Here is a 25,909-nt window from a genome sequence, read left to right as displayed (position 1 = left end):
AGTTTGGCGTTCATGCCGCCTTTTGTCCGCCCGATCTGGCGTACGCGCCCCCTTTTTCACGCACAAGCTCGACGCCGTGCGTGCGCCTTGGGATAGGTCGCATCGATCATGATCGTCTTGTGCTCGGCGCTCTGGGCGGCCAGACCGACCATGATCCGAGCGAAGACCCCGTTGTCACTCCAGCGCTTCCAACGGTTGTAGAGGGTCTTGGCAGGGCTATATTCCTTCGGCGCGTCGCACCACAGCAACCCATTGTGATTGATGAAGATTATGCCACTCAGAACGTGGCGATCATCGACGCGGGGTTTGCCATGGCTCTTGGGAAAGAACGGCTTGAGGCGCTCCATTTGCTCATCGCTCAGCCAGTAGAGCTTGCTCATGGATCAGGTCTCCTTGCGAAGCCTGAAACACGTCAAACGCCCAAAATCAATGGGTCGGGAGCCGAACGATCCCGGACCAACCCCTGGGGCACTTGAGGCATTGCCCCTCACAGCACAGGGCCGATATCAGCGGCCTTGCGATCTGCTAGGCTGATGATCGTGCTGGAAGAAACACTGATCAGTGACTGGAATCTATCGCTCTGTCAATACTCAAGAAATCTTGGCTGGGGCGGTAGGATTCGAACCTACGGTACACGGTACCAAAAACCGTTGCCTTACCACTTGGCCACGCCCCAACTCTGTGAGCGGGTATCTATCCAAGCTGTGGGGGGGGTGCAAGAGCGAATTGGAAATTTCTTGTGGGCAGTCCCGTGGGCAGTTATGCGGCCCGCATGGAGCATTTCGATACGATCATTCTGGGGGCCGGAGCGGCGGGGCTTTTCTGCGCTGGCTCACTTGTCGAGGCGGAGCCAGGGCATCGCGTGCTGGTTATCGACCATGCCAGGGCGCCGGGCGAAAAGATCCGCATTTCGGGCGGAGGGCGTTGTAATTTCACCAATCTGGCGACCAGCCGTGAGCGGTTCCTGTCCGGGAATCCGCGCTTTTGCGCCTCGGCGCTGGCGGGATACAGGCCCGAGGATTTCGTTGCGCTGATCGACCGTGCGGGGATCGCCTGGCACGAGAAGGCGCTGGGACAGCTTTTCTGCGATGGCAGTGCCAGGCAGGTCGTCGATCTGCTGCTGCGCCGGATGCGAGGCGCGCAGCTTTTGCTTGAAACGGCCATCGAAGGGGTCGAGCGGACGGGTTTGGGCTATGCCGTGCAAACCGCGGGCGGTGTGTTCAACGCGCGGCATCTGGTGGTGGCGACAGGCGGGCGATCGATCCCCAAGATGGGGGCGACGGGCTTCGGCTACGATCTGGCCCAGCGTCTGGGGCTTCGCTTGGTCGAAGCGCGCGCGGGATTGGTGCCGCTGACTTTCGCGCAGCAGGATCTGGAGCTGTGCCAGCCGCTTGCGGGGCTGTCGGTCGAGGCGCGGGTCAGCCATGGCAGAAGCGTGCATTTCCAGGACGGGCTGCTTTTCACCCATCGTGGGTTGTCCGGCCCCTCGATCCTGCAAATCTCGAACTTCTGGCGACCGGGAGAGGAGATCGCCGTCGATCTGCGGCCCGATCTTGCCGTGGCGACCGAGTTGAAGGCGATGCGCGGGAAGGCAGGAAGGATCTCGGTCGCGACTGCGCTGGGGCGGCTGTTGCCCACCAGGCTTGCCGATGCCATCGTTCAGGAACTGGGGCTGGAGGCGGTGGCGCGACTGGCCGATCAGCCGAATGCGCGGCTTGACGCATTGGGTGCGCGGGTGAACGGCTGGCTTTTGCGGCCAGTCGGCTCGGAAGGGTGGCGCACCGCCGAGGTCACCATCGGCGGCGTCGATACCCGCGACCTGAACGCCCGCGACATGCAGGCGCGGCGGATGCCGGGGCTGTTCTTCATCGGCGAGGTTGTGGACGTGACCGGCTGGCTGGGCGGTTACAACTTCCAATGGGCCTGGGCTTCGGCCCATGCGGCGGCGAAATCCATCGCCGCCGGATAGGCCGGATCAGCCCATCACCGGATCTGACTTGGCCAGCGGGTCGAAGCGCATCAACGAGGCGATCAGCGCCGGCATCCGTTCAAGCCGGACCATGTTCGGCCCGTCCGAGGGCGCGCTGTCGGGATCCTCATGCGTCTCGATGAAGACGCCGGCGACGCCCAGTGCAACGGCCGCGCGGGCCATGACGGGGGCGAATTCGCGCTGCCCGCCCGAGGAGCCGCCCTGGCCGCCCGGCTGCTGGACCGAATGCGTTGCGTCCATGATCACCGGCCAGCCGGTGCGGGCCATGATCGGCAGGCTGCGCATATCCGCCACCAAGGTGTTGTAGCCGAAGCTTGCCCCACGCTCGGTCAGCATGATTCGCCGGTTTCCGGTCGAGGCGACCTTATCGGCCACATTGGGCATGTCCCAGGGGGCGAGGAACTGGCCCTTCTTGATATTGACCACGGCCCCCGTCTCGCCCGCCGCCAGCAGAAGATCGGTCTGGCGGCAGAGAAAGGCGGGGATCTGGATGATATCGACCACCGCGCCCGCGGCTCTGGCTTGCGCAATGTCGTGGATATCGGTCAGCACGGGGCAGCCGATCCGCGCCCGCACCTCTTCCAGCATCCGAAGCCCTTCCTCCATCCCGACACCGCGCCGCCCTGAAAGCGAGGTGCGGTTGGCCTTGTCGTAGCTGGCCTTGAACACATAGCCCGCCCCGGCCGAGGCGCAGGCATCGGCCATGGTCTGGGCGATCATCAGCGCATGGTCCAGCGTCTGAAGCTGGCAGGGACCGGCGATGACCGCCAGGGGCAGGTCATTGCCGAAACGAAGATCGCCGATTTGCACATGGTTCATGAGGATACCTGTTCGCGAAGGATCGAGGCGGTCAGGGACAGCATCAGATAGATGCCGGCAAAGATCAAAAAGGCCACGATCGTGTTCTGGAAAGCCTTGGGATAGGTCGCCTCGTCCGGGGGGACGGGCGCGATGGACAGGGCCAGATAGCGGACCTGCTTGTTCGCCTCGATCCGCGCGTTTTCCATCTGCGCGGCCGCAGTGGCCAAAAGTTCCTGCCGGGTCGCCAGGTCGGATTCGGCGATGCGGATCTCGCCCGAGATGGCGGCCAGAGAGCCGCGCGCGCCGCTGCCCTCGGTCAGCTTGGCGCGCGTCTCCGCCAGCATCGCGTTCAACCGCGAGATGTCGCCCTTGACGCCCACCACGCGGCTTTGGTTCGGGTTGGCGTTCGACTGAAGCTGCCCCAGCTCCAGCATTTTCGCGGCAAGCTGGCGCTCAAGATCGGCGATCTGGCCCATCACCACGGTGCCCTCGGCCACAGGGTCCAGGACGCCCAGCTTCTGCTGCGCCTCCTGCACGCGCCGCTGGGCCTGAAGCACCTTGTTCTCGGCATCCTGATAGCTTTCGACCGAGCCACGCATCTGATCCTCGCGCAGGCGGGCGGTCATCTGGTCCACCTGCCCCTCGGCATATTTGATCAGGGCCAGGGAAAACTGCTGGCTCAGCTTCGGATCGGGGGCGAGGACTTCCATGTTGACCACGCCCTCGGTCGGATCATAGCCGATCTTCACCGAATTGCGGTAAAGCTTATAGGCTTGCTCATTGGTCGCATCGGGCGTCAGCCGCAGGATCGGGTCCACCGCCGGGTCCTGGAATGCCTTCTTGAAGCCCAGTTCCTGATCCAGCCGCAACATCGCGTCGCGTGAGGTCAGATAGCTTTGCACCGCCACCGAATCCGGGTTGGTGGCAAGCTGGGTGCCGCTGAAAAGCCCGCCCAGCCCGCCCGAACTGGCCTTTTCCGCCTGCTGGATCTGGAATTGCGATATCGTGGCATAAAGTGGGGTCGCCACGTTGAAATAATACCAGCCCGCGATAAGGGACGGGATCCCCACCAGCGCCACCAGCCGTGCCATCAGCAGCATCAGCCGGCGGCGGCGGCGCTTGGCGATGTCGCGCTGGATGCGCATGATCTCGGCCGCGCGCTTGTCCTCGGTCAGGGCTTCGCGCGAGGGCAGTTTGGGCTGACCCGGATTGGTGGGAAGACCGCGGGGGGCCAAGGGAACGATTTCGGTCCCGCGCTTGGGCGTCGGGCCGGGCGAGGCGGCGGCGCTGCGCTGCTGGCTGCGGCCGCCCTCTTCCGAAAGGATCTGCCCCACCGAGGCGCGATGGAACGGATCTATGCCCCTGTCGCGCAGGAGCACCACCGCCTCGTGGTCCGAGTCCACGTCGATTTCATGCATGGCGGCGATACGCCGGGCCATGCGCAATTGCCGGGTGGTCAGGTTCTCGGCCCTTACGGCGGCAATGCGCTCGGCCATGGGCGGGCCTTCGGGCTTTTTCTGGCCGCCCGGAAAGGTCATTCCCGCGAAGCCGTCATCCTCTTCGTCGGGGGCAAACAGCCGAGAGGGGTCCTGGGCCATGCGGTCGCGGGCATCGTCGCCCTTCTTGCGCACATGCACCTGCACCCTGGCGCTGTCCGAAGCGTCGTCCGCGCCGCGCTTGACGGCCAGAACCGATTCCTCGCGGCTGATGCGATAGACGCGCGCCTTAGGCGGTGTAGTCATAATATTGCTTGGCCTCTTCGAGGGTTTCGAACTGATAAAGCTTGCCGTCGCGCAGGACGGCGGCGGAATTGCAGAATTTTTCGATCGTGCGCGCCTGGTGCGAGACGACCACCACGGTCGCGTCCCGCAGCCGCTCATAAAGCACCGCGCCGGCCTTGCGGTTGAACTCGACATCCGTGGTCGAGGGCATTCCCTCGTCGATCAGATAGACATCGAACTCCAGCGCCAACAGCAGCGCGAAGGTGAAGCGTGATCGCATGCCGGCGCTGTAAGTGCCGATGGGCATGTCGAAATATTCCTTGATATCGGTCAGCCAGCGGCAGAACGCCTCGACATAGTCGGGGTCCAGCCCATAGATCCGGGCGATGAAGCGCGCGTTCTCGTTCGCGCTGAGCTTGCTGCTGACCCCCCCCATGAAGCCCAGGGGGAACGAGACCCGGCAATTGCTGCGGACCTTGCCCTCGTCGGGCTTTTCCAGTCCGCACATCATGTTGATGATCGTGGTCTTGCCGGTGCCGTTCGGCGCGAGGATCCCCATCGACTTGCCCAGTTCGATCCGAAACGATGCCTGATCCAGGATGACCTTGCGCTGCGTCCCGGTCCAAAAGGATTTCGATACGTTGTCAAACTCAATCATCTGGGTGCTCCGTTCCGGCCCACCACCGAAATCCCGTCCTTCGTCTGGTGGTGGACATTAGGGTGGCCGCCGGTCACTGTCCACCATGGCGCAGATTTGCTTGACTATTCGTGAACGCAAAGGGCTTTCTGCGGCGGATTTCATTCTTATTTGCATCAGATGCGCCCAGCCAACGCTCTTCAGGACGAAATAGCTGGCTGCCGGCTTTGCGCGGCGCGCTTCGCGGCCACCGCCACGGCGCATCCGCCTAGGCCGGTGGTATGGTTCCGGCCGGGTGCGCGCATCCTGATCGTGGGGCAGGCGCCTGGGATGCGGGTGCATCTGGCGGGGCGGCCCTTCGCCGATCGCTCGGGCGACCGGCTGCGCGATTGGATGGGGATCGCGCCCGAGGCGTTCTATGATAAGAGCCGTATCGCCATCGTGCCCATGGCGTTCTGCTTTCCGGGCTATGACGCCAAGGGCGCGGACCTGCCGCCGCCCCCGATCTGCGCCGCAACCTGGCGCGGGGCGGTGATGTCGCAACTCGCGCCGCGCCTGACGCTGCTGGTCGGGGCGCATGCCCAGAACTGGCATCTGGGCGGACGCGCCAGCCTGACCCGGCGCGTGGCCGACTGGCGCGCGCATGCGCCGGGCATCTTTCCCTTGCCTCATCCCTCGTGGCGCAATACCGGCTGGTTGAAGAGGAACCCCTGGTTTCAGGACGAATTGCTGCCGGTCCTGCGCCGGACCGTTGCCGACACGTTGCGAGAGGCCGATGACACCGCTGGACATGCTTTGCCCGACCCCCTTCCATGAAGCCGATGCGGGCGCGCGCGCGCGCGTCCTGTCACGGCTGGCGGATACCGAGCTTTTCGCCGCGCTGACCCAGGAGCCCGCCGACGACCGGGCCGATCTTCAGATATATGAACTGCCCACGGGGGCGGCCGCCCTGGCCTGCGACCTGCCCGAGCGGCTGGCCGAGTTCGTGGGCGGGCCGGTCGCCTATGTCGCGCTGCCGGGGCGGGTGCTGGCGGCGGCGCTGGCGGCCGAGGGGAGGGGGCTTTTGGTCAATCCGGGCGCGCCCTCGCAGCTTTTGCTGGATGCCGAGGCGCTGGCCTGGCTGGTCCAGGCGCTTCAGGCCCGGCCCAACCTGGCGCCCGAGGGCGCCCCCCGCGCCAGTTTCCCGCCCCAGCCCGGTCTGGTCTCCGATCTGGTCGAGCCGCTTTCGCAGCGGCTGGCCGATGTGGCGGGCGTGGTCCGGCGCGCGGCCCTGTTCCAGGCCGAATGGAGCGCGGGCGTCAGGCGTCATGTGCTGCTGCTGCAAGGGGTGGCCGAAGCCCGTCGCGATCAGGTCGCCAAGGCATTCGCGGAACTGCTGGCTTTCCTGCCCGAACAGGCGCGGGGCGTGGATATCGCGTTCTCGGAAATCACGCCGCCCGCCCATGCCGTCCTGCTGGAGCCGCCCGAGCTTGCCCCCGAGCCGGTCCAGCCCCAGCGCGATTCCGGAGCCCCGCCGCGTCTGCGCTGGTGAAACGCAAAGATCCGCCCCTGGGGGCGGATCTTGGCAAACTCACGCGAAAGTGATGTCCCGCGATCAGGCGCCCCAGTGGCGCACCGGACCGCAATCCATATGCACGAAGTTTGAGCGGGAGTATCTGCCGACACCGCCGGCCTGGCAGGCCGCGGCCGCCTTATACATCTGCGAGACCGAGCGCGATTTCAGCCGCAGGTCCGCAGCCTTGCCCACCATGTGCAGCGAATTCCGGGCAACGCCCGAGGAATGCGAGCGGAGCATGGCATTGGTCTTGGGAGAGCGATAGCCCGAGAGCATCATGTAAGGTTCGTTCGTTTGCATCAGCCGGTGCGAGGCTGCTGCGATATCGACGGTGCGCGGGTCGATCCCGATCACCTGGCCCGTGCGCCAATCGCGCATGAACACGTTGATTTCATTCAAGGCATCGCGGATATATTTTCCCTCGACCCAGTAGACGGTATCGATGCTTTCGCCGGTGCGCCCCGAATACATGCGGATTCTGCGGATGTCGCCCGCGCCCCGCACGATGCCGAAGGCATTGGCCATAACCGGCGCCGCCGCCACCGTCGTCGTCGCGAACACACCAAGGATGCCGCGACGCGAGATAGTTCCAAACGTCATGTCAGATCGCCTGTCCTGCTTCGTTTGTTTTGCCGGGCCTTCCGGCGGTTCCCGGTTTAACCGGAACTGTTTAACAATATGTCACCAGAGTGCGAGCGGAGAAAGCTTTTGATTCCTCTCGCGGCACGGTTCCGCCATCCTAGGCGTAAATCCGCCGACGTGAATCCCGCCTTCCCGCACAACCACAGGTTTTTGCACGTCGTGTCCTTGGCGCATCAATCGCGCAACAAAAGTTAGGCAGCGATTGGAGCGGCTTGCGAGCTGCGGCAGAATGGGACGGAAGTGGAACGGGATTTCTGGGCGTGGCCTTCTTTAACGTGATTCGTGCTTTGGTTGTGTGTGGTGCATTGGCGACTGGCGCTTTCCTGCCCAACCATGCCCCGGCGCAGGTGCTGGAGGGCGCGACCCTGGCCAGCCTTCCCGCCCCGCGCCTGGTTTTTTCGTCCGACGAGATGGCGTTGGCGCAGGCCGTCGCGACGAATCCCGGTCTGGCGGATTTCTATGGCGCGAACGGCTTGCGGCCGGTCTTTCTGGGGCAGGGCGGCGGGGTCTTGCGCCAGGCGCTGATCCGGTCGGTCGAGCAGGCGCCCAGCCATGGCCTGCCGCCTCGGCGCTATGCGGCCGCGCATCTGCGCGCCCTCGACGCCTCGGGCGCGACGACGCTGGCCGATGAAATGGCCTTTGCCCAGGTGTTCCAGAACTGGACCCATGACATCGCCGGCGGCATCCTTGATCCGGCAAGCCTGCCGGGGAACAAGCGCCAGGTGATCCGTCCCGGCACCGGCGACATGCTGCGCGGGTTCGTCTCGGCGCCCGATCCGGGCGCTTATCTGGATGCGCTTGCGCCGCAGGACCCGCGCTACCGCATCCTGCAACAGGCGCTGGCGCGCCAGGGCGGAGGCGTCGCGCCGCCGCTGGGCCTGCGGCCCGTCCCGTCGGGAAGTTGGCGCGAGGGCGATCTTGGCCCGCAGATCGCCCTGCTGCGCGACAGGCTCGCGGCGCTGGGTCACGATGCCGGCCCCGCACCGCAGTTGCAGCTTTTCGATGCGGGCCTGACGCGGGCGGTCGCCTCGTTCCAGGCGGCGGCGGGGCTGACGGCGGATGGCATCGCCGGGCCGCGCAGCATCGCGCTGATGAATGGCGGCCCCTCGGCCCAAAGCGCCGCGATCCTTGTCGCGCTGGAACGGATGCGCTGGATGGCCGGGCAGGACCCGATGGCGCGGCAGGTTTGGGTCAACCTGCCCGAATTCGCCGCCCATGTGCTGGATGGCGGGCAGGAGGTCTTTTCGACCCGCGTGGTGATCGGCAAGGCGGACCCCGAATTCGAGACGCCCGAGTTCAGCGAGACGATGAAATATGTCGTCGCCAATCCGCGCTGGAACGTGCCGCGTTCGATCACGGTCAAGGAATACCTGCCCAAGCTCAAGGCGAACCGCAACGCGGTCTCGCAACTCGACATCCTGGACCGCGCGGGCAACGTGATCCCGCGCGACCGGATCGATTTCAGCCGCTATACGGCGGCGAACTTCCCTTACCGCATGCGCCAGAAGCCCAGCGACGACAATGCGCTGGGACAGGTCAAGTTCCTGTTCCCGAACCCCTGGAACATCTATCTGCACGACACGCCCTCGAAACATCTCTTCAACCAGGCAAGCCGTGCCTATTCGCATGGCTGCATCCGCATCGGCCGCCCGATCGACCTGGCGCATGAACTGCTTCAGGGTCAGGTCGGCAATCCCGAGGCCGCCTTTGGCCGCGCGCTGGCCTCGGGCGACGAAGCCTATCTGAACCTGCGCCATCCGGTGCCGGTGCATCTGGTCTATTTCACCGCCTTCCCGGATCGCGACGGCAAGATTCGCCGCTATCCCGACATTTACGGCCGCGATGCGATGGTCCATGCCGCGCTTGTCAAGGCGGCGGAACCGAGCGGTCTGGATTTCGCGTCCCTCTCGGACTAGATCACTCCTTGAACAAGGGGGTGGCGCATGAATCTGACGATGGCCGATCTTGCACGGGCGCTGGACGCCCGGCTTTGGGGGGATGGCAGTCTGGCCGTGACCGGGGCCGCCGAGGCGGGCCAGGCGCGAGAGGGGCAGATCGCGCTTGCCACGACGCCCGCCTATGCCGAGAAGCTGGCGCCGGGTGGCATTGCTCTTCTGGCCGAAGGGATGGAGCCCGAGCGCCTGGGCCTGAAGGCAGCGGTGCTGGTCGGCCGGCCGCGCCTGGCCATGGCGGGTCTGACCCGCGCCTTCGACCGGGGGCCTGACATCGCGCCCGGCATCCATCCGACGGCTGTGATCGATCCCAGCGCGCAGATCCCGCCGGACGCGGCCATCGGTCCCTTTGTCGTCATCGGCGCGAATGTGCGGCTGGGGCAGGGGGCGCGCGTCGCGTCCCATGTCTCGATCGGCCGCGACACCGTGATCGGAGCCCAGGCGCTGCTGCATCCAGGCGTGCGCGTCGCCCATGGCGTCCAGATCGGCGACCGGGTGATCCTGCATCCGGGCGTCTCGATCGGCGCGGACGGGTTCTCTTTCGTCACCCCCGAGAAATCCGGGGTCGAGGAGATCCGCCAGACGCTGGGCGAGCGCCACGAGATCCGCCAGCAGCACTGGACCCGCATCCATTCGCTGGGCGGGGTCGAGATCGGCGACGATGTCGAGGTCGGCGCGAATTCGACCATCGACCGCGGCACCATCCGCGCCACCCGCATCGGGCGCGGCACCAAGATCGACAACCTGGTCCAGATTGGCCACAATTGCCTTGTGGGCGAGGATTCCATGCTGTGCGGGCTGGTCGGCGTGGCGGGCTCGGCCCGGATCGGCAATCGCGTGGTGCTGGGCGGACAGGTCGGCGTCTCGGACAATATTTTCGTGGGCGATGACGTGATCGCGGGCGGCGCGACCAAGATCTTTACCAATGCCCCGGCCGGCCGCGTGCTTCTGGGCAGCCCGGCGGTCAAGATGGAAACCCATGTCGAGGCGCAAAAGAACATTCGCCGCCTGCCAAGGCTTTATGCACAGGTGGCGGAGCTTCGCGAAACTGTTAAGAATTTGTTCGAGAACCGTTCGGCAGACGACAAGGGCTGATTGGAGGCCAGAATGACAGATGTCCGTGACCGCATCATCCAGATCATCGCCGAGCAGGCCATGCTGGACCCCGCCGAGCTGAGCCCGGAAATGACGCCGCAAGAAATCGGCATCGACAGCATGGGCCTGGTCGAGTCGATCTTTGCCCTGGAGGAGGAGTTCGACATCTCGGTGCCCTTCAACGCCAATGAACCAGAGAAATCCGAATTCGACGTGTCGTCCCTGGGCGCCATCGTCTCGGCGGTCGAGAAGCTGGTCGCGGAAAAGGCATGAACGCCAAGAAGACGAGCCCCGCATCGCCGGAGGTCCCGACTTCCAAGGGCAAGGTCAAGGGCAAGATGAAGAACGCGACCCGCGCGGCGCGCACCATGCTGGGCCGCGTGATCATGGGGCGGCACGCGAACGGCATGCGCCGCGTGGCGATCACCGGCATGGGAACGATCAACGCGCTGGGGCGCGATGTGCCCGCGACGCTTGAGGCGATGCGTGAAGGGCGCTGCGGCATCGGCCCGCTGGATTTCCGGGACGTGGACCGGCTGACGATCAGGATCGGCGGCCAGGTGCGCGACTGGGATGCCGAGCAATATTTCAATCGTCAGCAGATCGTCCTTTACGACAAGTTCACCCAGTTCACCCTGCTGGCCGCGCGCGAGGCGGTCGAGCAGTCGGGCCTGACCTTCGAGGGCGAACTGGGCCTGCATTCAGGCGTAGTCCTGGGCACTGCCGCCGGGGGCATGAACACCTGGGACGAAAATTACCGCACCGTCTATGAAGAGGGAAAGAACCGCGTCCATCCCTTCGTCGTGCCGAAGCTGATGAACAATGCCGCCTGTTCGCATCTGAGCCTGGAATACGGGCTGATGGGTCCCAGCTTCACCGTGGCCACCGCCTGCGCCAGTTCGAACCACGCCATGGGCATGGCCTTCAACATGGTGCGTTCGGGCGCGGCCAGGGTGATGCTGACCGGCGGCTCTGAGGCGATGCTGTGCTTTGGCGGGGTGAAGGCATGGGAGGGGCTGCGGGTCATGTCCAAGGATGCCTGCCGGCCGTTTTCGGCCACGCGCAACGGCATGGTCCAGGGCGAGGGCGCGGGCGTCTTCGTCTTCGAGGATTGGGAGCATGCGGTGCTGCGCGGCGCCGACATCCTGGCCGAGGTGGTGGGCTTTGCCATGTGCGCGGATGCGCAGGACATCGTGATGCCCTCGGCCATCGGGGCCGAGCGGGCGATCACCGGGGCGATGCTGGATGCGCATATCCGGCCCGAGGAGATCGGCTATATCAATGCGCACGGCACCGGCACCGCCGCCAATGACAAGACGGAATGCGCCGCCGTGGCCCATGCCTTCGGGCCGCATGCGGACCGGCTGATGATGTCCTCGACCAAATCCATGCATGGGCATCTGATCGGCGGCACCGGCGCGGTCGAGCTTCTGGCCTGCATCATGGCGTTGCGCGACGGCATCATCGCGCCGACTATCGGCTATGAGGAGCCGGACCCGGAATGCGCGCTGGACGTGGTGCCGAACGAGGCGCGCGAGGCGCGGGTCGAGGCGGTGCTCTCGAACGCCTTCGCCTTCGGCGGGCTGAACGCCGTGCTGGCCCTGCGCCGGGTCTGATCGCGACCGAAGGGAAGGGGGCGGAAGGGAAGGGGGCGCCGCCCCCTTCGCCGCAAGCGGCTCATCCCCCGGGATATTTGGGCAAGAAAGAAGTGGGTGCCGCCGCAGGCGCGGGCGGCGGGGCTTTTCAGCGCGGCGGCGATGGCCTATCTGCGGGCTGATATCGGCAAGGAAGGCACCCATGGCAAAGATTACCTATATCGAGCACAACGGCACCGCCCATGAAATCGACGTGAAGCCCGGCATGACGGTGATGGAGGGCGCGCGCGACAATGGCGTGCCCGGAATCGACGCCGACTGCGGGGGGGCCTGCGCCTGCTCGACCTGCCATGTCTATGTGGCGCCTGAATGGGTGGACAGGCTGCCCGCGAAGGACCCGATGGAAGAGGACATGCTGGATTTCGCCTATCAGCCCGACCCAGCGCGGTCGCGGTTGACCTGCCAGATCAAGGTCACGCCGGATCTGGACGGCCTGGTGGTGAACCTGCCCGAGCGCCAGATCTGAGATCTGGCTGGGTTCTGCGGGGCGGGTCGCCCTGTTCGTGGGACGGGGAAGGGCGGCGGTCTGCTCCGCCACGAGGTTGGTGCATCCGCCTGTTGAATCCGCGACTTGCGATGAGGTCTCGTGAAGAGGTTTGCGCGGAAGCTGCTCGGTGGCGTTCATTGGGGTGATGCGGCCAAGCGGCGCGGGTCGGAAAGTCGTGGCGTGGATGCTCCATCGGCGCGAGTTTCTTCCCGAGCGCGGGCCATGCCGATGGCCTGTCCGAAGAGGTCGGCCAAGCCGTTCATGGACAGGGCCCGCCCCCGGTGCTGGATCCTGAGGCGCCGCCGCGTCATTCGGCACGGCCTTCGCCCATGCCGAGCCTGCTCGTTTGCCCATTTCCGGGCGCATGCTTGCCGCAAGCTGGCCCCGCGCCAGTCATTGAAAAGGGGTGGCATTTTCGCCATTGAGGCCGGCATCCACCGAGGCGGTCGCGCCAGCCGACTGGCCGCGCGACAGGATCGTTCCGGCCTTTCGCCCTGAGCCGGAAAGCGCGTTTCTTGCGAGGCGCGACGCCGGCGCCGAGAGCTGAGCCGTCTTTGCCGCGTTGAGCGAAATCCGCAAGATGAACGGCATCGCTTCCCACGCCTTGCCGACCCAAAGGCGCGCCGCCATCGGCAGGACTACAGGCAAAGCCGGGTCGATGCCACCCGTAGGAATGCGCCGTCAAACTGTGATCGGAAGCGAATACGCCGCAACCGCTGGGCGGCCCGCGCATGATCGGATGCCTTCGGTAAGCCGCAACCCCGTTGCATTCAAAACGGCTCCGGCCCTGCCCCGCCCTCGCTCGGCGGGGGTCATCGGCGCGGCGAATTGGAGCGGGATGTCGTGGTTGGCGCAAAGGATCGTCTCGCAGGGTAGAAACCCGCGCGTTCGACACGATGCCCGCCGGGCTGGTCATTCGGTCCCAGGCCGCGGGGCGGCGAGATGGCGCGCCAGCCGTATATACCCCTTCGCGCTGAGCCGTGATGCCAGCGGGCGCCCCGAGAAAAGCCGGGGAGCCAGCTTCCGTATCAGAGGATCGAGGCGGCTGTTCATGCCTTGTCCGCGAAGCCGCCGTCTGCCCTAGCCGCCGTCTGCCCTAGCCGCCGTCTGCCCTAGCCGCCGTCTGCCCTAGCCGTTGCGGGGCCTAGCCGGCGGCGGCCAGGATGCGCGTCACCATCTCGGCGCTGTTGCGCGAAAGTCCCGGCATCGCCGCGATCCGCTCCAGCGCCGCGCGCGCCCTGGCCTGGCGGGTCGCGTCGTAGCGGGGGAAGCTCTCGAATGCCTGGCACATGCGCGCGGTGGTCTGCGGGTTCACCGGATCGAGCCGCATCAGCCATTCCGCCAGAAAATCGTAGCCCGAGCCGTCGGCGGCGTGAAAACCGGCATGGTTCGCCGTCAGCCCCGCGACCAGGGCACGGAAGCGGTTCGGGTTTTTCCAGTCGAAATCCGGCCGGGCCGCCAGTTCGCGGGCGCGGGCCACAGCCTGGCCTGGCCGGGCGCGCAGCGGCTGGACCATGAACCATTTGTCCATCACCAGCCGGTTGCCCCGGAACTCGGCCTCGAACGCGGCGAGCGCCTGGGCATCGCGGCCGGCCGCGATTAGCTGCTCCAGCGCGCCCTGGCGCTCGGTCATGTTGCCCGCCGTGGTGAACAGCGCCTCGGCCCGCGCGCCGCCGTCGAGGCGCGAGAGATAGGCCAAAGCCGCCAGCCGCAGGCTGCGCCGCCCCGCGCCCTCCGCGTCGGGACGGTAAGGGCCTTTCCCTTCCATGGCGTCGTAAAGCCGCGCCAGCGCCGTTTCATGCGCGGCGGCGATGCGCGCCATCAGGTCGGCGCGGGCGGCGTGGATCGCGTCGGGATTTGGGGTCTGGCCCCGCGCGGCGATGTCGGTCGCGATCTCTTCCTCGCCCGGCAGCGCCAGGCAGAGGGCGGCGAAGGCCGGGTCCGCCTGGGCGTCGTCCAGCACGCCGCCCAGGGCGCGGATGAAGCCCTGGCCCGCGTCGCCGCCCTGCGCCGCCGCGATCAGAGCGTCCAGCGCCAGGTCATGGCCCGCCTGCCAGCGCGCGAAGGGGTCGGTGTCATGCGCCAGCAGCAGCGCCTGATCATCCGCCGATAACTCTCGGCTCACCGTCACCGGGGCCGAGAAGCCGCGCAGCAGCGAGACCACGGGCCGTGCGCCCTGGCCCTGGAAGCGGAAGCTTTGCGCGGCTTCGGTCATTTCCAGCACCGTGGTCGGCAGCACCTCGTCCCCATTCGGCCCGATCAGGCCGATCGCGACCGGGATCACGCGGGGCGGCTTGTGGGACTGGCCGGGGGTCGGCGCGGTGTCCTGGCGGAAGTTCAGCACCAGAGTGCCATCGGCCCATTCCTCGGAAAGTGTCAGGCGCGGGGTGCCGGCGTCGGTATACCACAGCTTGAACTGCGTCAGATCGCGGCCCGTCGCGTCCTGGAACACGGCGATCCAATCCTCGATGGTGCAGGCTTGGCCGTCATGGCGGTCGAAATACAGGTCCAGCGCCGCCGCATAGCCCGCATCGCCGACCAGGCGCTTCAGCATCCCGATCACCTCGGCGCCCTTTTCATAGACCGTTGCGGTGTAGAAATTGTTGATCTCTTGATAGTGATCCGGGCGGGGCGGATGCGCCAGCGGCCCGGCATCCTCGCGGAACTGGCGCCCGCGCAGGGTCTGCACGTCATGGATGCGCTTGACCGCCGCGCTGCGCATGTCGCTGGTGAATTGCTGGTCGCGGAATACCGTCAGCCCCTCTTTCAGGCAAAGCTGGAACCAGTCGCGGCAGGTGATGCGGTTGCCGGTCCAGTTGTGGAAATATTCGTGCCCGATCACGCCCTCGATACGCTCATAATCGCCATCCGTCGCGGTTTCCGCCGTGGCCAGCACCAGCTTCGAGTTGAAGATGTTCAGCCCCTTGTTCTCCATCGCGCCCATGTTGAAATCATCGACGGCGACGATGTTGAACATGTCGAGATCGTATTCGCGGCCGTAAGCCGTCTCGTCCCAGCGCATCGAGCGGACCAGGCTTTCCATCGCATAACCCGCGCGGCCTTCGTCGCCCGGACGGACCCAGACGTTCAGCGCCACCTCGCGCCCCGACATGGTGGTGAAACGGTCCGGGATCGCGCGCAGATCGCCCGCGACAAGCGCGAAAAGATAGGCCGGCTTCTTCCAGGGATCATGCCAGACGGCGATGCCCGGCGCCTGCTCGACCGGGTTGCCGTTCGATAAAAGCACGGGTTGGTCTGAATGGATCGTGACCCGAAAGGGCGCCATCACATCGGGACGGTCGGGATACCAGGTGATGTGGCGAAACCCCTCGGCCTCGCATTGGGTGCAGAACATGCCGCCCGACAGGTAAAGCCCTTCCAGCGCGGTATTGGCCTCGGGGTCGATCTGGACCTCGGCCGCGAAGGTGAAGGCGTCGGGCAGGGCGTCCGCCGGGACGATCAGCTTTTCCTCGGCCTCGCGGATCAGGGATGGATCCAGCGCGCGGCCGTCCACCGACAAAGCCAGCGTCTTCAGCCCGGCGCCGTCCAACACCAGATCGCCCGGACCGATGCGGCGGAATTCGATCTGCGACAGCACGCGGGTCCGGCTGGGATGCAGGTGAAAGCTCAGCCGGGTCTCGGCGATCTCGAACGGATAGGGGCGCCAGTCGGCGAGAAGTTGCGTGGCGGTCATCTGACCCTCCGGGATGGGCGGTGAAAATTCCGCAAGGCACGGAACTTGATGCGAATCCGACAGTTAAACGCCAGCAAGCCGGGTCGCAAGCCAGGCGCGGACATGCGAGCCGCGCATGTCCTGGGAAACCCGAACCATTCAGGAAGGAGAGCCGAATATGGCAAATTACGACCCGAACGATCCCAAACGGACCGATCCCGTCGATCCGGCGCGGCGCGCCCAGCTGGACCAAACCTATGTCGAGCCGGTCGAGCGCCGCGCCTCGCCCCTGCCGCTGATCATCGGCATCCTGCTGGCTTTGGCGATCGCCTATTTCGTGCTGCAATATTTCATGAACCGCAACGAGATCACGACCGCCGAGCCTCCTGCGGTGACGACAACCACGCCCGCCGAGACGGCTCCGGCTCCGGTTCCCGCCCCAGTTCCCGCCCCGGCCGAGGCCACCACCGCGCCCGTCCCCGCGCCGGTCGAGACGACCACCGAAACCGCCACGCCGACCCCGGCCGAGGAAGCCGCGAGCGATGCGGCGAATTCCGCCGCCGATGCCGCGAATAGCGCGGCCGATGCCGCCGGCAGCGCCGCCACCGCCGTGGGCGAGACCGCAAGCCAGGCCGCCGAGGAGGCTGCGACCGCCGCCGGCAACGCCGCCGACGCCGCGCGCGACGCGGCCGGAGATGCGGCCGATGCGGCGGGCGAGGCGTTGAAGGATGCGGGCCAGGCCGTTCAGGACGCCGTGACCGTCGAGCCGGCCCCGGTTCCCCAGACCGCCCCCGCGACCTCATCCACGACCACTCCGGCGGGCAACTGATCCGCTGACGACCGGGCCTTTCCGCCCGGCGAAAATGCCGCCGTCCGGCTCATCCGGGCGGCGGCCGTTTTTACGCTGGGCGAATTGTGTTTTTTGATCCGATTGAAAGAGCCGCCGATTGAATCTGCCGCCGCTTTGGCATACCCCGGTGCACAATATCGTGGGCAACAAAGGATCGGGCGATGGCGCGCGTTGAGAAGGCCGGTTTGCGGGTGGACGAGGCCCTGGAGAAATTCATCTCGGAACATGCGCTGCCCGGCAGCGGGATCGAGCCGCGCCGCTTCTGGGAGGGGCTTTCCAGCCTGCTTCACGATCTGGGGTCCAAGAACCGCGCCCTGCTGGAAAAGCGCGACTCGATTCAGGCGGCGCTGGATGCCTGGCATATCTCCCATCGCGGCCAGCCCGTGGATGCGGGCGCCTATCGCGATTTCCTGGCCGAGATCGGCTATCTGGTCCCCGAGGGTGAGGATTTCCAGATCGAGACGCCCGCGACCGACCCCGAATTCGCCGAACTGGCCGGGCCGCAGCTTGTCGTGCCGATCACCAATGCGCGCTATGCGCTGAACGCGGCCAATGCCCGCTGGGGCAGCCTTTACGACGCGCTTTACGGCACCGACGCACTGGGCGACCTGCCGCAGGGCAAGGGCTATGACGCCGAACGCGGCGCGCGCGTGATCGCCTGGGGCCGCGATTTCCTGGACGGGGCGGTGCCGCTGGCCTCGGGTTCCTGGGCCGAGGTTCAGGCGCTTTCGGTCAAGGACGGCGCGCTGGTCCCGGCGCTGCGCGAGGCGGGGAAACTCGCCGGCCATATCGGCGATGCCGCCAGCCCCTCGGACATCCTGCTGAAGAATAACGGCCTGCTGATCCGCATCGTGATCGACCCCTCGACCCCGGTGGGCGGCCAGGACGGTGCCGGCATCTCGGACATCGTGTTGGAATCGGCGCTGTCCGCGATCATGGATTGCGAGGATTCCGTCGCCTGCGTCGATGGAGAGGACAAGGCCCTGGCCTATGCCAACTGGCTGGGCCTGATGGACGGAACCCTGTCCGAGGAGGTGGCCAAGGGCGGCAAAAGCTTCACCCGCAAGCTGAACCCGGACCTTGCCTTCACCGCCCCCGACGGCGGCGTGGCGACGGCCAAGGGCCGCGCGCTGATGCTGGTGCGCAATGTCGGCCATCTGATGACCACCCCGGCGGTGCTGGATCGCGACGGGCGCGAGGTCCATGAGGGGCTGCTGGACGCGATGGTGACCACGCTTTGCGCGCTGCGCGACCTGGACCGGGGCGCGAATTCCGTTACCGGCTCGATCTATGTGGTCAAGCCCAAGATGCACGGCCCCGAGGAAGTGGCCTTCGCCAGCGAGGTCTTCGATCATGTCGAGGACGTGCTGGGCCTGCCGCGCCACACCGTCAAGCTGGGCATCATGGACGAAGAGCGCCGCACCAGTGTCAACCTCAAGGAATGCATCCGCGCCGCCAAACACCGCGTGGCCTTCATCAATACGGGCTTCCTGGACCGCACCGGGGACGAGCTGCACAGTTCGATGGAGGCGGGCGCGATGCTCGCCAAGGGAGAGATGAAGGCGCAGCCCTGGATCTCGGCCTATGAGGATCGCAACGTGGATATCGGGCTTGCCTGCGGGCTGGCCGGCAAGGCCCAGATCGGCAAGGGCATGTGGGCGATCCCCGACCGCATGGCCGAGATGCTGGAACAGAAGATCGCCCATCCCATGTCGGGCGCCAATACCGCCTGGGTGCCCAGCCCGACCGCCGCCACCCTGCACGCCACGCATTACCACAAGGTGGACGTGCATGCCCGCCAGGCCCAGATCGAGGCGCTGAAGCGTCCCGCCCGGCTGGACGACCTGCTGACCATTCCGCTGGCCGGCGGGCGCAATTACAGCGATGCCGAGATCGCCCGCGATCTTGAGAACAACTGCCAGGGCATCCTGGGCTATGTCGTGCGCTGGGTGGACCAGGGCGTCGGCTGCTCGAAAGTGCCCGACATCAACGATGTGGGCCTGATGGAGGACCGCGCCACGCTGCGCATCTCGGCCCAGTCGCTGGCGAACTGGCTGCATCACGGCATCGTCAGCGAAACCCAGGTGATGGACGCCTTCCGCAAGATGGCGCTGGTGGTGGACCGCCAGAACCAGGGCGATCCCGCCTATCGTCCCATGGCGCCCGGCTATGACGGCGTGGCCTTCCAGGCCGCTTGCGATCTTGTCTTCCTGGGCCGCGTCCAGCCCTCGGGCTATACCGAGCCGGTGCTGCACGCCCGCCGCCTGCAAGCCAAGGCGGAACGGGCCGCCTAAGACCCAGGCTCGCTGCCCGCGCGGCCGAAGGCTTTCGCGGGCGGCGGCGCCATCGCGAAAGCATCTGGGCACGAAAGCATCTGGGCGCGGATGATCGGGGTGTCAGGGATACCCCGCCCTTTTCCCAAGGGCGTGACAGGCATAAGCGGTAACGGGCCTGCGGTTGCGCGGGCGCCTCGTTCGAATTCGGGGCGGCGGCGGTCATCCCTGCCCATCGCTTGTCCATTGCCGGCTTGTTCTCGTGCCTTCGCCGCTCACATGCCTGGGGCGTGGGTGCGGGCATGCGGAAAGGCTTCAGGCGGGGATTTTCGTGCGGCGAGGGTGGCCGCGCATCGGGAAACGGAAAGAATGGAGGGCGCACCCCGGTCGCCCCTGTTCTTCGTTTTTCAAATACCCACCCCGCCCGAAATCGTGCGAATTGGAAACCGATCAGGCGCACCGCTCTTGTGAAAGATTATTGCGCGATGCTATCTCTTCTGCGGAACAGTCAGAAGGGAGGGCCTTCGGTGAAGATCGGCGCATTGAAAGAAAGCTATGATGGGGAGGCGCGGGTCGCGGTCACCCCTTCATCCGCGGCGCATCTGAAAAAGCTGCGGCATGAGGTCCAGGTCGAAAGCGGCGCGGGAGTGGCGGCGGGTTTCCCGGATGCGGCCTATCAGGCGGCGGGGGTCGCCGTAGCGCCGAATGCCGCCGCGCTGATCGGCGACGTGGATGTGGTGGTCAAGGTGCGCGCCCCCGAAACCGGCGAGATCCGGCAGATGCGGCGCGGCCAGACCCTGATCTCGCATTTCTGGCCGGCGCAGAACGCCGAGCTGCTGGAACAGGCGCGCGAGCAGGGCATCACCGCCATCGCCATGGACATGGTGCCCCGGATCAGCCGGGCGCAAAAGATGGACGCGCTGTCCTCGATGGCCAATATCGCCGGCTACCGCGCGGTGATCGAGGCCGCGAACAATTTCGGCCGCTTTTTCACCGGCCAGGTGACGGCGGCGGGCAAGGTGCCGCCGGCCAAGGTGCTGATCGTCGGCGCGGGCGTCGCGGGGCTTGCCGCCATCGGCGCCGCCACCAGCCTGGGCGCGCAGGTCTATGCCTTCGACGTGCGCCCCGAGGTGGCCGAGCAGATCGAATCGATGGGCGCGGAATTCGTCTATCTTGATTTCAAGGAGCAGGCCCAGGACGGCGCCGCGACCGGCGGCTATGCCGCGCCCTCGTCCCCCGAGTTCCGCGAGGCGCAGCTTGCGAAGTTCCGCGAACTGGCGCCGCAGATGGATATTGTCATCACCACCGCGCTGATCCCCGGCCGTCCCGCGCCCAAGCTGTGGACCCAGGACATGGTCGCCGCGATGAAGACCGGCAGCGTGATCGTGGACCTGGCCGCCGAGCGGGGCGGCAACTGCGACCTGACCGTGCCGGACGAACGCATCGTGACGGAAAACGGCGTGGTCATCATCGGCTATACCGACTTTCCGTCGAGGATGGGCGCGCAAGCATCTGAACTTTATGGAAACAATATCCGGCACATGCTGTCGGACCTGACGCCGGGCAAGGATGGCGTGATCGTCCAGAACATGGAGGATGACGTGATCCGGGGCGCGACCGTCGCCCATGACGGGGATGTGACCTGGCCGCCGCCGCCGCCCAAGGTCGCGGCCATCGCGGCCCAGAAGCCCAAGGAAAAGCCGAAGGAACCGACGCCCGAGGAAAAGCGCGCGGCCGAGGTCACCGCCTTCAAGGCGCAGACCCGCAGCCAGGTCACGCTGCTGGTCGCGGGGGCGGTGCTGATGCTGCTGGTCGGCATCTTCGCGCCGTCGAGCTTCCTGTCGCATTTCATCGTCTTCGTTCTGTCGGTCTTCATCGGCTTCCAGGTGATCTGGAATGTCAGCCATTCGCTGCACACGCCGCTGATGGCGATCACCAACGCCATTTCCTCGATCATCATCGTCGGGGCGCTCTTGCAGATCGGCTCGGGCGGCGGGCTGGTGGTGGTGCTGGCGGCGCTGTCGGTGCTGATGGCGGGCGTCAACATCTTCGGCGGCTTCCTGGTCACGCGCCGGATGCTTGCCATGTTCCAAAAATCGTAAGGAGTTGGCGATGGAATACGGTTTCACCACCGCCGCCTATGTCGTCGCGGCCGTGCTGTTCATCCTGTCGCTGGGCGGGCTTTCGGGGCAGGAAAGCGCCAAGCGCGCGGTCTGGTATGGGATCTCCGCCATGGCGCTGGCGGTCGTCGCCACGCTGATCGGGCCGGGCTATGGCAACTGGCTGATCTCGATCCTGATGCTGGCCGTGGGCGGCGGCATCGGCTGGGTCGTCGCCAAGCGCGTCCAGATGACCGAGATGCCGCAGCTTGTCGCCGCCATGCATTCGCTGGTGGGCCTTGCCGCCGTGCTGATCGGCTTCAACGCGCAGTTCGAGCTGGGCCGCGTGCTGCGCGCCCGCGCGGCCGACGCCATGGCCGAGTTCCACGGCTTCGCCGCCGTGCTGGCCCACAAGAGCCCGGCCGAGATCGCCATGCTGAAGGTCGAGGTGGCGCTGGGGATCTTCATCGGCGCGGTGACCTTCACCGGCTCGATCGTGGCCTTCGGCAAGCTTGCCGGCAAGATCGACGGCAAGCCGAAGAAGCTGCCGGGCGGGCATATGCTGAACGCGGGCGCGGCCGCGCTGTCGCTGCTGGCGGTGATCCTTTACTGCGCCGCCGGCGCGCCGGTCCTGTGGCTGACGGTGATCACGCTGGCCGCCTTCTTCATCGGCTATCACCTGATCATGGGGATCGGCGGGGCGGACATGCCGGTCGTGGTCTCGATGCTGAACAGCTATTCCGGCTGGGCGGCGGCGGCCATCGGCTTTACCCTGGGCAATGACCTGCTGATCGTGGTGGGCGCGCTGGTCGGCTCGTCCGGCGCGATCCTGTCCTATATCATGTGCAAGGCGATGAACCGCAATTTCGTCAGCGTGATCCTGGGCGGCTTCGGCGGCGAGACGGGTCCGGCGATGGAGATCGAGGGCGAGCAGATCGCCATCGACGCCGAGGGCGTGGCCTCGGCGCTGAACGATGCCGACGAGATCATCATCGTCCCCGGCTATGGCATGGCGGTGGCCCAGGCGCAGCAATCGGTTTCCGAACTGACCCGCAAGCTGCGCGCCAGGGGCAAGAACGTGCGCTTTGCCATCCACCCGGTCGCGGGCCGCCTGCCGGGCCATATGAACGTGCTTCTGGCCGAGGCCAAGGTGCCATATGACATCGTGCTGGAGATGGACGAGATCAATGAGGATTTCCCCAATACCGACGTGGTGATCGTCATCGGCTCGAACGACATCGTGAACCCCGCCGCGCAGGAAGACCCCAACAGCCCCATCGCCGGCATGCCGGTGCTGGAGGTCTGGAAGGCCAAGCAGGTCTTCGTCAGCAAGCGCGGGCAGGGGACCGGCTATTCCGGGATCGAGAACCCGCTGTTCTATAAAGAGAACACGCGGATGTTCTATGGCGATGCTAAAAAGTCGATCGACCAGTTGCTGCCGATGATCGAATGAAACGGCTGTCCCGGCCTTTGCGCCGGGGCGCCTCCGGCGGGGGTATTTGGCAAGCAAAGAAGGCTAGCCCCCCGTGCATTGTCTTTCCCCGCGGGCCGGTATGGATATCGGGCTGGAATGTTTAAGGCGGGCCCGGTCGGGGCCCGCCTGTTTACTTGCCGCCGATGGGTGGTGGGATCAGATCGCGTGAAGCATCGACTTGATCACATCGGCGGGCAGCGCCGGGTGCAGCGCCAGCTTGCGCGTGCGCTTTCCCCGTCGCGGGATCAGCAGGGCGCAGCGCGTGGCCACGGCCTGCGAGCGTTCGGTCGAACTGGCCACGATGGCGCCGGCACGCCATCGCGATTGCGGACCGAAGCGCATGACGGATTCGATTTCTCCGGGAACGTAACCCTCGGTTTCGATCGAATCGATCAAGTCTTCATTGATGACTGGGGGCAGATACATGGCGGGTATTCGGGGGCACTTTCAGGCTGCTTTCATGGCCTGAATTATTCCGCAGAAGGGCCGAAAATCCTATATGACCTTTTGAACAGGTCTGCCATACAAGACCCTGCACAAGTATAGTTCCCGCCGGCTAAGCGCGGGCATGGCGCTTGGGAAAACCCCGTTCCGGTCAGGTCGGGATGCTATCCGCCCGAACCCGGATCAAGGCGTGATGATGATCGGCGTGCCGTCCCGGACCATGGCATAGATATCCTCGACCTCGTCGTCGGTGACGGCGATGCAGCCCACCGTCCAGTCGCGCATCCGCTTCGAGAGCGCCCTTCCCTCGGGGCCTTGACCATGGATGAAGATGTCGCCGCCGGGCTCTTGGCCCATCGAGAGCGCATAGGCGCTGTCCGCAGGATTGGGATAGGACACGCCCAGCGACAGGTGATAGCGGCTGTCCGGGTTGCGCCGGTCGATGTAATAGACACCCTCCGGGGTCTTGCCGTCGCCCTCGAACTGCTTGTGGCCCAGCGGCATGTTGCCCAGGCCGATGTCATAGACCTTGACCGCGCGATTGCCGCTCAGCATATACATTTTGCGTTCGGATTTCTGGACCAGGATCTGCGTGATCGGCGGGCCGCTATAGGTCTTGAACTTGCTGGGTCCGCAGGCGGCCAGCCCCAGGACAAGCCCTATTGCCAGAATTCTGGCGATCCATTGCCGCATCGTCCCTAGCCCCTCGCCGGTGTTTTGCCAGGCAGTTTGCCCTGTCGGCGGGCGTGGGGCAATCGTGGGCGGCATCACGAAAACATGAACCCGCCATGGTCGCGGCGCGGGGCCGGGTCTGCGCGCATTCCCGCTTGCCGGAACGCGCGCCCGGTTGATAGATCTTGGCCCCATGATCCACGACGCCGAACATCCGCTGCGCTACGATCTGGTGAACGAGCTGCACGCCCGGCCCTCGCCACGGCTTGAGGCGCCCTGCACGGCGGTATTCCTGGCCTTCAAGGAGCCGCGCGACGCCGCCAGCCGCGACCGCGACGCCGATGTCGCGCATCTGGCCCAGCTTTGCGCCCGCCACGGCGCGCCGCGTCCCGATCCCCAGGCGGGGCATTACAAGGGCAATCTGGGCCGCCACAAGCTGCGCTGGGAAAGCCATACCGAGTTCGTGACCTATGCCGCCTTCGCCCGTGGCCTGCCGCCGCGCGCCTTCGACCCTTCGGCGGCCGAGATCTTCCCCGAGGAATGGCAGGCGCGTGCGCCCGGCAAGCGCATCGCGGCGGTGATGATCCAGGTGGATTTTCTGCCCGACCAACCTGAGGAGGTGCTGCCGCGCCTGACCGAATGGTTCGCGGCCGACAGCCTCGCCTCGGTCTGGGTGCTGGACGAGGCCGCGGTGGTGGCGGGCGATTTCCGCATCGACCCGGCCGGGCTGATGCGCTTTGCGCTGTTCGTGCGGCCCGGCACCGCCTCGGGGCGGATCGGGCGCATCGTTCAGCGGCTGATGGAGCTTGAGACCTATCGCGCCATGTCCATGCTGGGCCTTGGCCGCGCGCGTGAGTTGACGCGCCAGATGAACGCGCTGGAGCCTTTGCTCAGCGGCATCGTCCAGGGCATGACCGACGAGAATCTGCCGGCCGAGGCGGTGCTGAACGACCTGCTTTCGGTCTCGGCCCGGCTGGAAAGCGCGGCCACGCGGCATGGCTTCCGCTTCGGCGCGACCGCCGCCTATGAGGCCATCGTCATGGACCGGGTGGCGGCGCTGCGCGAAAGCCGTTTCCTGGGCGGGCAGATGCTGACCGAATTCATGGCGCGCCGCTATCAGCCCGCGATGCGGACGGCGAAATCGGCTGAACGGCGCCTTGCCGCCATGCTGGACCGGGCCGAACGCGCGGGCGATCTTCTGCGCACCCGTGTCGATGTCTGGCGCGGTGCCCAGAACCAGGCGATCATGGAGCGCATGGACAGGCGCGCCGATCTGCAATTGCGGCTGCAACACACGGTCGAGGGGCTTTCCGTCGTCGCCATCAGCTATTATGCGGTGGGACTGCTGGGCTATGCGCTTTACCCGCTGGCCCATGCGTTGGACGTGGACAAGGCGGTGCTGATCGCGGGGTTGACGCCCTTGGTGGTGCTGGGCGTCTTCCTGTCCATCCGCCGCATCCGTGCCCGGCTGCACGATCATTGAAAGGTTGATTGCGATGAAACTCGACATGTATGGGCTGGCGCATTGCTCGACCTGCCAGAAGGCCAAGGCCGAGCTTGAGGCCGCGGGCTGGCAGGTCCGCTTCCGCGACGTGAAAGAGCAGCCGCTGGAGGCCTCGGACTGGACCCGCATGATCGGACAGTTCGGCGAGAAGCTGGTGAACCGCGCCTCGCTGACCTGGCGCGGCATGTCCGATTCCGAACGCGCCCAACCGCCGCTGGAGATGCTGATGGCGAAGCCCTCGCTGATGAAGCGCCCGGCCATCGTCACGGGTGACACGCGCCTTCTGGGCTGGACCGCCAATGTCAAGCGCGCGCTGGGGGTGGCGGCCTAGCCGGGATCGGCCCGAACCAGATCGTGCTGAACGAATGGGCGGTCGGGTCTGGCG

Annotated in this window: 22 protein-coding genes, 1 tRNA gene and 1 pseudogene; 14 read left to right on the top strand and 10 right to left on the bottom strand. The window is 66.1% G+C overall.

Annotated elements, in window-relative coordinates; all coding sequences use genetic code 11:
• Together QM682_RS17370 and QM682_RS17365 are read right to left on the bottom strand one after the other, a co-directional pair.
• Positions 1–380, bottom strand: a pseudogene (locus QM682_RS17370) (IS5 family transposase); the annotation flags it as partial.
• A gap of 221 nt (positions 381–601) precedes the next feature.
• Positions 602–676, bottom strand: a tRNA-Gln gene (locus QM682_RS17365).
• Between the two features lie 96 nt (positions 677–772).
• On the opposite strand from QM682_RS17365, the gene QM682_RS17360 reads away from it, so the two are divergent.
• Entirely contained in the window at positions 773–1,969 is a 1,197-nt protein-coding gene (locus QM682_RS17360; RefSeq protein ID WP_415132015.1) for an NAD(P)/FAD-dependent oxidoreductase, read from the top strand.
• Positions 1,970–1,975: 6 nt separating this feature from the next.
• Here QM682_RS17360 and kdsA read toward each other — a convergent pair whose 3' ends face one another.
• From kdsA to QM682_RS17345, 3 genes are read right to left on the bottom strand one after another with little or no spacing between them, the layout of a single operon-like run.
• Positions 1,976–2,809 carry a 3-deoxy-8-phosphooctulonate synthase gene (gene kdsA, locus QM682_RS17355; RefSeq protein ID WP_415132011.1) on the bottom strand — a complete coding sequence of 278 codons (834 nt, stop codon included), beginning with the start codon at positions 2,807–2,809 and terminating at the stop codon, positions 1,976–1,978.
• Positions 2,806–4,533 carry a capsule biosynthesis protein gene (locus QM682_RS17350; protein ID WP_415132009.1) on the bottom strand — a complete coding sequence of 576 codons (1,728 nt, stop codon included), beginning with the start codon at positions 4,531–4,533 and terminating at the stop codon, positions 2,806–2,808. The genes kdsA and QM682_RS17350 overlap by 4 nt, the downstream gene beginning before the upstream one ends.
• A complete protein-coding gene (locus tag QM682_RS17345; RefSeq protein WP_415132007.1) occupies positions 4,517–5,170 on the bottom strand; it encodes an ABC transporter ATP-binding protein in 654 nt (217 codons plus the stop codon). The genes QM682_RS17350 and QM682_RS17345 overlap by 17 nt, the downstream gene beginning before the upstream one ends.
• A 159-nt stretch (positions 5,171–5,329) precedes the next feature.
• Here QM682_RS17345 and QM682_RS17340 point away from each other — a divergent pair, with 159 nt between their 5' ends.
• Both QM682_RS17340 and QM682_RS17335 read left to right on the top strand, forming a co-directional pair.
• Complete coding sequence (locus QM682_RS17340) at positions 5,330–5,965, top strand: uracil-DNA glycosylase family protein (RefSeq protein ID WP_415132005.1); 636 nt, start codon at positions 5,330–5,332, stop codon at positions 5,963–5,965.
• Entirely contained in the window at positions 5,925–6,680 is a 756-nt protein-coding gene (locus QM682_RS17335; protein ID WP_415132003.1) for an SseB family protein, read from the top strand. The genes QM682_RS17340 and QM682_RS17335 overlap by 41 nt, the downstream gene beginning before the upstream one ends.
• A gap of 63 nt (positions 6,681–6,743) precedes the next feature.
• Here QM682_RS17335 and QM682_RS17330 read toward each other — a convergent pair whose 3' ends face one another.
• Positions 6,744–7,304, bottom strand: a complete 561-nt coding sequence (locus tag QM682_RS17330) for a YcbK family protein (protein WP_415132001.1) — start codon at positions 7,302–7,304, stop codon at positions 6,744–6,746.
• A gap of 347 nt (positions 7,305–7,651) precedes the next feature.
• Here QM682_RS17330 and QM682_RS17325 point away from each other — a divergent pair, with 347 nt between their 5' ends.
• The 5 genes from QM682_RS17325 to QM682_RS17305 all read left to right on the top strand — a co-directional run bounded on the left by QM682_RS17325 (position 7,652) and on the right by QM682_RS17305 (position 12,514).
• A complete protein-coding gene (locus tag QM682_RS17325; protein WP_415131999.1) occupies positions 7,652–9,262 on the top strand; it encodes a L,D-transpeptidase family protein in 1,611 nt (536 codons plus the stop codon).
• Positions 9,263–9,289: 27 nt separating this feature from the next.
• Positions 9,290–10,393 (top strand): UDP-3-O-(3-hydroxymyristoyl)glucosamine N-acyltransferase, encoded by a 1,104-nt coding sequence (locus tag QM682_RS17320; protein ID WP_415131997.1) that lies wholly within the window; start codon positions 9,290–9,292, stop codon positions 10,391–10,393.
• A gap of 12 nt (positions 10,394–10,405) precedes the next feature.
• On the top strand, positions 10,406–10,666 hold the full coding sequence (locus QM682_RS17315; protein ID WP_415131995.1) for an acyl carrier protein: 261 nt from the start codon (positions 10,406–10,408) through the stop codon (positions 10,664–10,666).
• Positions 10,667–10,800: 134 nt separating this feature from the next.
• Positions 10,801–12,009 (top strand): beta-ketoacyl-[acyl-carrier-protein] synthase family protein, encoded by a 1,209-nt coding sequence (locus tag QM682_RS17310; RefSeq protein WP_415132013.1) that lies wholly within the window; start codon positions 10,801–10,803, stop codon positions 12,007–12,009.
• Positions 12,010–12,190: 181 nt separating this feature from the next.
• Positions 12,191–12,514: a 2Fe-2S iron-sulfur cluster-binding protein gene (locus tag QM682_RS17305; protein ID WP_415131993.1), complete on the top strand. Its 324-nt coding sequence runs from the start codon at positions 12,191–12,193 to the stop codon at positions 12,512–12,514.
• Positions 12,515–12,928: 414 nt separating this feature from the next.
• On the opposite strand, the gene QM682_RS17300 is transcribed toward QM682_RS17305, so the two are convergent.
• Both QM682_RS17300 and pepN read right to left on the bottom strand, forming a co-directional pair.
• Entirely contained in the window at positions 12,929–13,126 is a 198-nt protein-coding gene (locus QM682_RS17300) for a hypothetical protein (protein WP_415131991.1), read from the bottom strand.
• 553 nt (positions 13,127–13,679) lie between these two features.
• Positions 13,680–16,229, bottom strand: coding sequence for an aminopeptidase N (pepN, locus tag QM682_RS17295; RefSeq protein WP_415131989.1), 2,550 nt, complete (start codon positions 16,227–16,229; stop codon positions 13,680–13,682).
• 157 nt (positions 16,230–16,386) lie between these two features.
• Here pepN and QM682_RS17290 point away from each other — a divergent pair, with 157 nt between their 5' ends.
• From QM682_RS17290 to QM682_RS17275, 4 genes are all read left to right on the top strand, one after another.
• Positions 16,387–17,037 carry a hypothetical protein gene (locus QM682_RS17290; RefSeq protein ID WP_415131987.1) on the top strand — a complete coding sequence of 217 codons (651 nt, stop codon included), beginning with the start codon at positions 16,387–16,389 and terminating at the stop codon, positions 17,035–17,037.
• A gap of 182 nt (positions 17,038–17,219) precedes the next feature.
• The gene (locus QM682_RS17285; protein WP_415131985.1) at positions 17,220–19,352 is read left to right on the top strand and encodes a malate synthase G; all 2,133 of its coding nucleotides are present in this window, start codon (positions 17,220–17,222) and stop codon (positions 19,350–19,352) included.
• A gap of 506 nt (positions 19,353–19,858) precedes the next feature.
• Positions 19,859–21,433, top strand: coding sequence for a Re/Si-specific NAD(P)(+) transhydrogenase subunit alpha (locus QM682_RS17280; protein WP_415131983.1), 1,575 nt, complete (start codon positions 19,859–19,861; stop codon positions 21,431–21,433).
• Between the two features lie 10 nt (positions 21,434–21,443).
• Positions 21,444–22,883: an NAD(P)(+) transhydrogenase (Re/Si-specific) subunit beta gene (locus QM682_RS17275; RefSeq protein ID WP_415131981.1), complete on the top strand. Its 1,440-nt coding sequence runs from the start codon at positions 21,444–21,446 to the stop codon at positions 22,881–22,883.
• Positions 22,884–23,060: 177 nt separating this feature from the next.
• Here QM682_RS17275 and QM682_RS17270 read toward each other — a convergent pair whose 3' ends face one another.
• Positions 23,061–23,300, bottom strand: coding sequence for a hypothetical protein (locus QM682_RS17270; protein ID WP_415131979.1), 240 nt, complete (start codon positions 23,298–23,300; stop codon positions 23,061–23,063).
• Between the two features lie 231 nt (positions 23,301–23,531).
• Entirely contained in the window at positions 23,532–24,041 is a 510-nt protein-coding gene (locus tag QM682_RS17265) for a L,D-transpeptidase family protein (RefSeq protein WP_415131977.1), read from the bottom strand.
• Between the two features lie 172 nt (positions 24,042–24,213).
• Here QM682_RS17265 and QM682_RS17260 point away from each other — a divergent pair, with 172 nt between their 5' ends.
• Complete coding sequence (locus tag QM682_RS17260; protein WP_415131975.1) at positions 24,214–25,503, top strand: DUF3422 family protein; 1,290 nt, start codon at positions 24,214–24,216, stop codon at positions 25,501–25,503.
• 13 nt (positions 25,504–25,516) lie between these two features.
• A complete protein-coding gene (locus QM682_RS17255) occupies positions 25,517–25,855 on the top strand; it encodes an arsenate reductase family protein (RefSeq protein ID WP_415131973.1) in 339 nt (112 codons plus the stop codon).
• Positions 25,856–25,909 lie beyond the last annotated feature (54 nt).

Source organism: Paracoccus sp. (in: a-proteobacteria) (assembly GCF_047605025.1).
Classification (GTDB): Bacteria; Pseudomonadota; Alphaproteobacteria; order Rhodobacterales; family Rhodobacteraceae; genus Paracoccus.
The sequence above is the reverse complement of the archived record's forward strand: the minus strand, read 5'-3'. Positions and strand labels throughout refer to the sequence as shown.

What these genes read in the sequence shown, in the direction of transcription:
- kdsA (WP_415132011.1), bottom strand. Translation starts at nt 2,809, where the DNA reads ATGAACCATGTGCAAATCGGCGATCTTCGTTTCGGCAATGACCTGCCC.
- QM682_RS17330 (WP_415132001.1), bottom strand. Translation starts at nt 7,304, where the DNA reads ATGACGTTTGGAACTATCTCGCGTCGCGGCATCCTTGGTGTGTTCGCG.
- QM682_RS17305 (WP_415131993.1), top strand. Translation starts at nt 12,191, where the DNA reads ATGGCAAAGATTACCTATATCGAGCACAACGGCACCGCCCATGAAATC.
- QM682_RS17265 (WP_415131977.1), bottom strand. Translation starts at nt 24,041, where the DNA reads ATGCGGCAATGGATCGCCAGAATTCTGGCAATAGGGCTTGTCCTGGGG.
- QM682_RS17315 (WP_415131995.1), top strand. Translation starts at nt 10,406, where the DNA reads ATGACAGATGTCCGTGACCGCATCATCCAGATCATCGCCGAGCAGGCC.
- QM682_RS17350 (WP_415132009.1), bottom strand. Translation starts at nt 4,533, where the DNA reads ATGACTACACCGCCTAAGGCGCGCGTCTATCGCATCAGCCGCGAGGAA.
- QM682_RS17275 (WP_415131981.1), top strand. Translation starts at nt 21,444, where the DNA reads ATGGAATACGGTTTCACCACCGCCGCCTATGTCGTCGCGGCCGTGCTG.
- QM682_RS17285 (WP_415131985.1), top strand. Translation starts at nt 17,220, where the DNA reads ATGGCGCGCGTTGAGAAGGCCGGTTTGCGGGTGGACGAGGCCCTGGAG.
- QM682_RS17300 (WP_415131991.1), bottom strand. Translation starts at nt 13,126, where the DNA reads ATGCCGTTCATCTTGCGGATTTCGCTCAACGCGGCAAAGACGGCTCAG.
- QM682_RS17290 (WP_415131987.1), top strand. Translation starts at nt 16,387, where the DNA reads ATGGCAAATTACGACCCGAACGATCCCAAACGGACCGATCCCGTCGAT.
- QM682_RS17260 (WP_415131975.1), top strand. Translation starts at nt 24,214, where the DNA reads ATGATCCACGACGCCGAACATCCGCTGCGCTACGATCTGGTGAACGAG.
- QM682_RS17340 (WP_415132005.1), top strand. Translation starts at nt 5,330, where the DNA reads ATGCGCCCAGCCAACGCTCTTCAGGACGAAATAGCTGGCTGCCGGCTT.
- QM682_RS17310 (WP_415132013.1), top strand. Translation starts at nt 10,801, where the DNA reads ATGCGCCGCGTGGCGATCACCGGCATGGGAACGATCAACGCGCTGGGG.
- QM682_RS17335 (WP_415132003.1), top strand. Translation starts at nt 5,925, where the DNA reads ATGACACCGCTGGACATGCTTTGCCCGACCCCCTTCCATGAAGCCGAT.
- QM682_RS17320 (WP_415131997.1), top strand. Translation starts at nt 9,290, where the DNA reads ATGAATCTGACGATGGCCGATCTTGCACGGGCGCTGGACGCCCGGCTT.
- QM682_RS17360 (WP_415132015.1), top strand. Translation starts at nt 773, where the DNA reads ATGGAGCATTTCGATACGATCATTCTGGGGGCCGGAGCGGCGGGGCTT.
- QM682_RS17345 (WP_415132007.1), bottom strand. Translation starts at nt 5,170, where the DNA reads ATGATTGAGTTTGACAACGTATCGAAATCCTTTTGGACCGGGACGCAG.
- pepN (WP_415131989.1), bottom strand. Translation starts at nt 16,229, where the DNA reads ATGACCGCCACGCAACTTCTCGCCGACTGGCGCCCCTATCCGTTCGAG.
- QM682_RS17255 (WP_415131973.1), top strand. Translation starts at nt 25,517, where the DNA reads ATGAAACTCGACATGTATGGGCTGGCGCATTGCTCGACCTGCCAGAAG.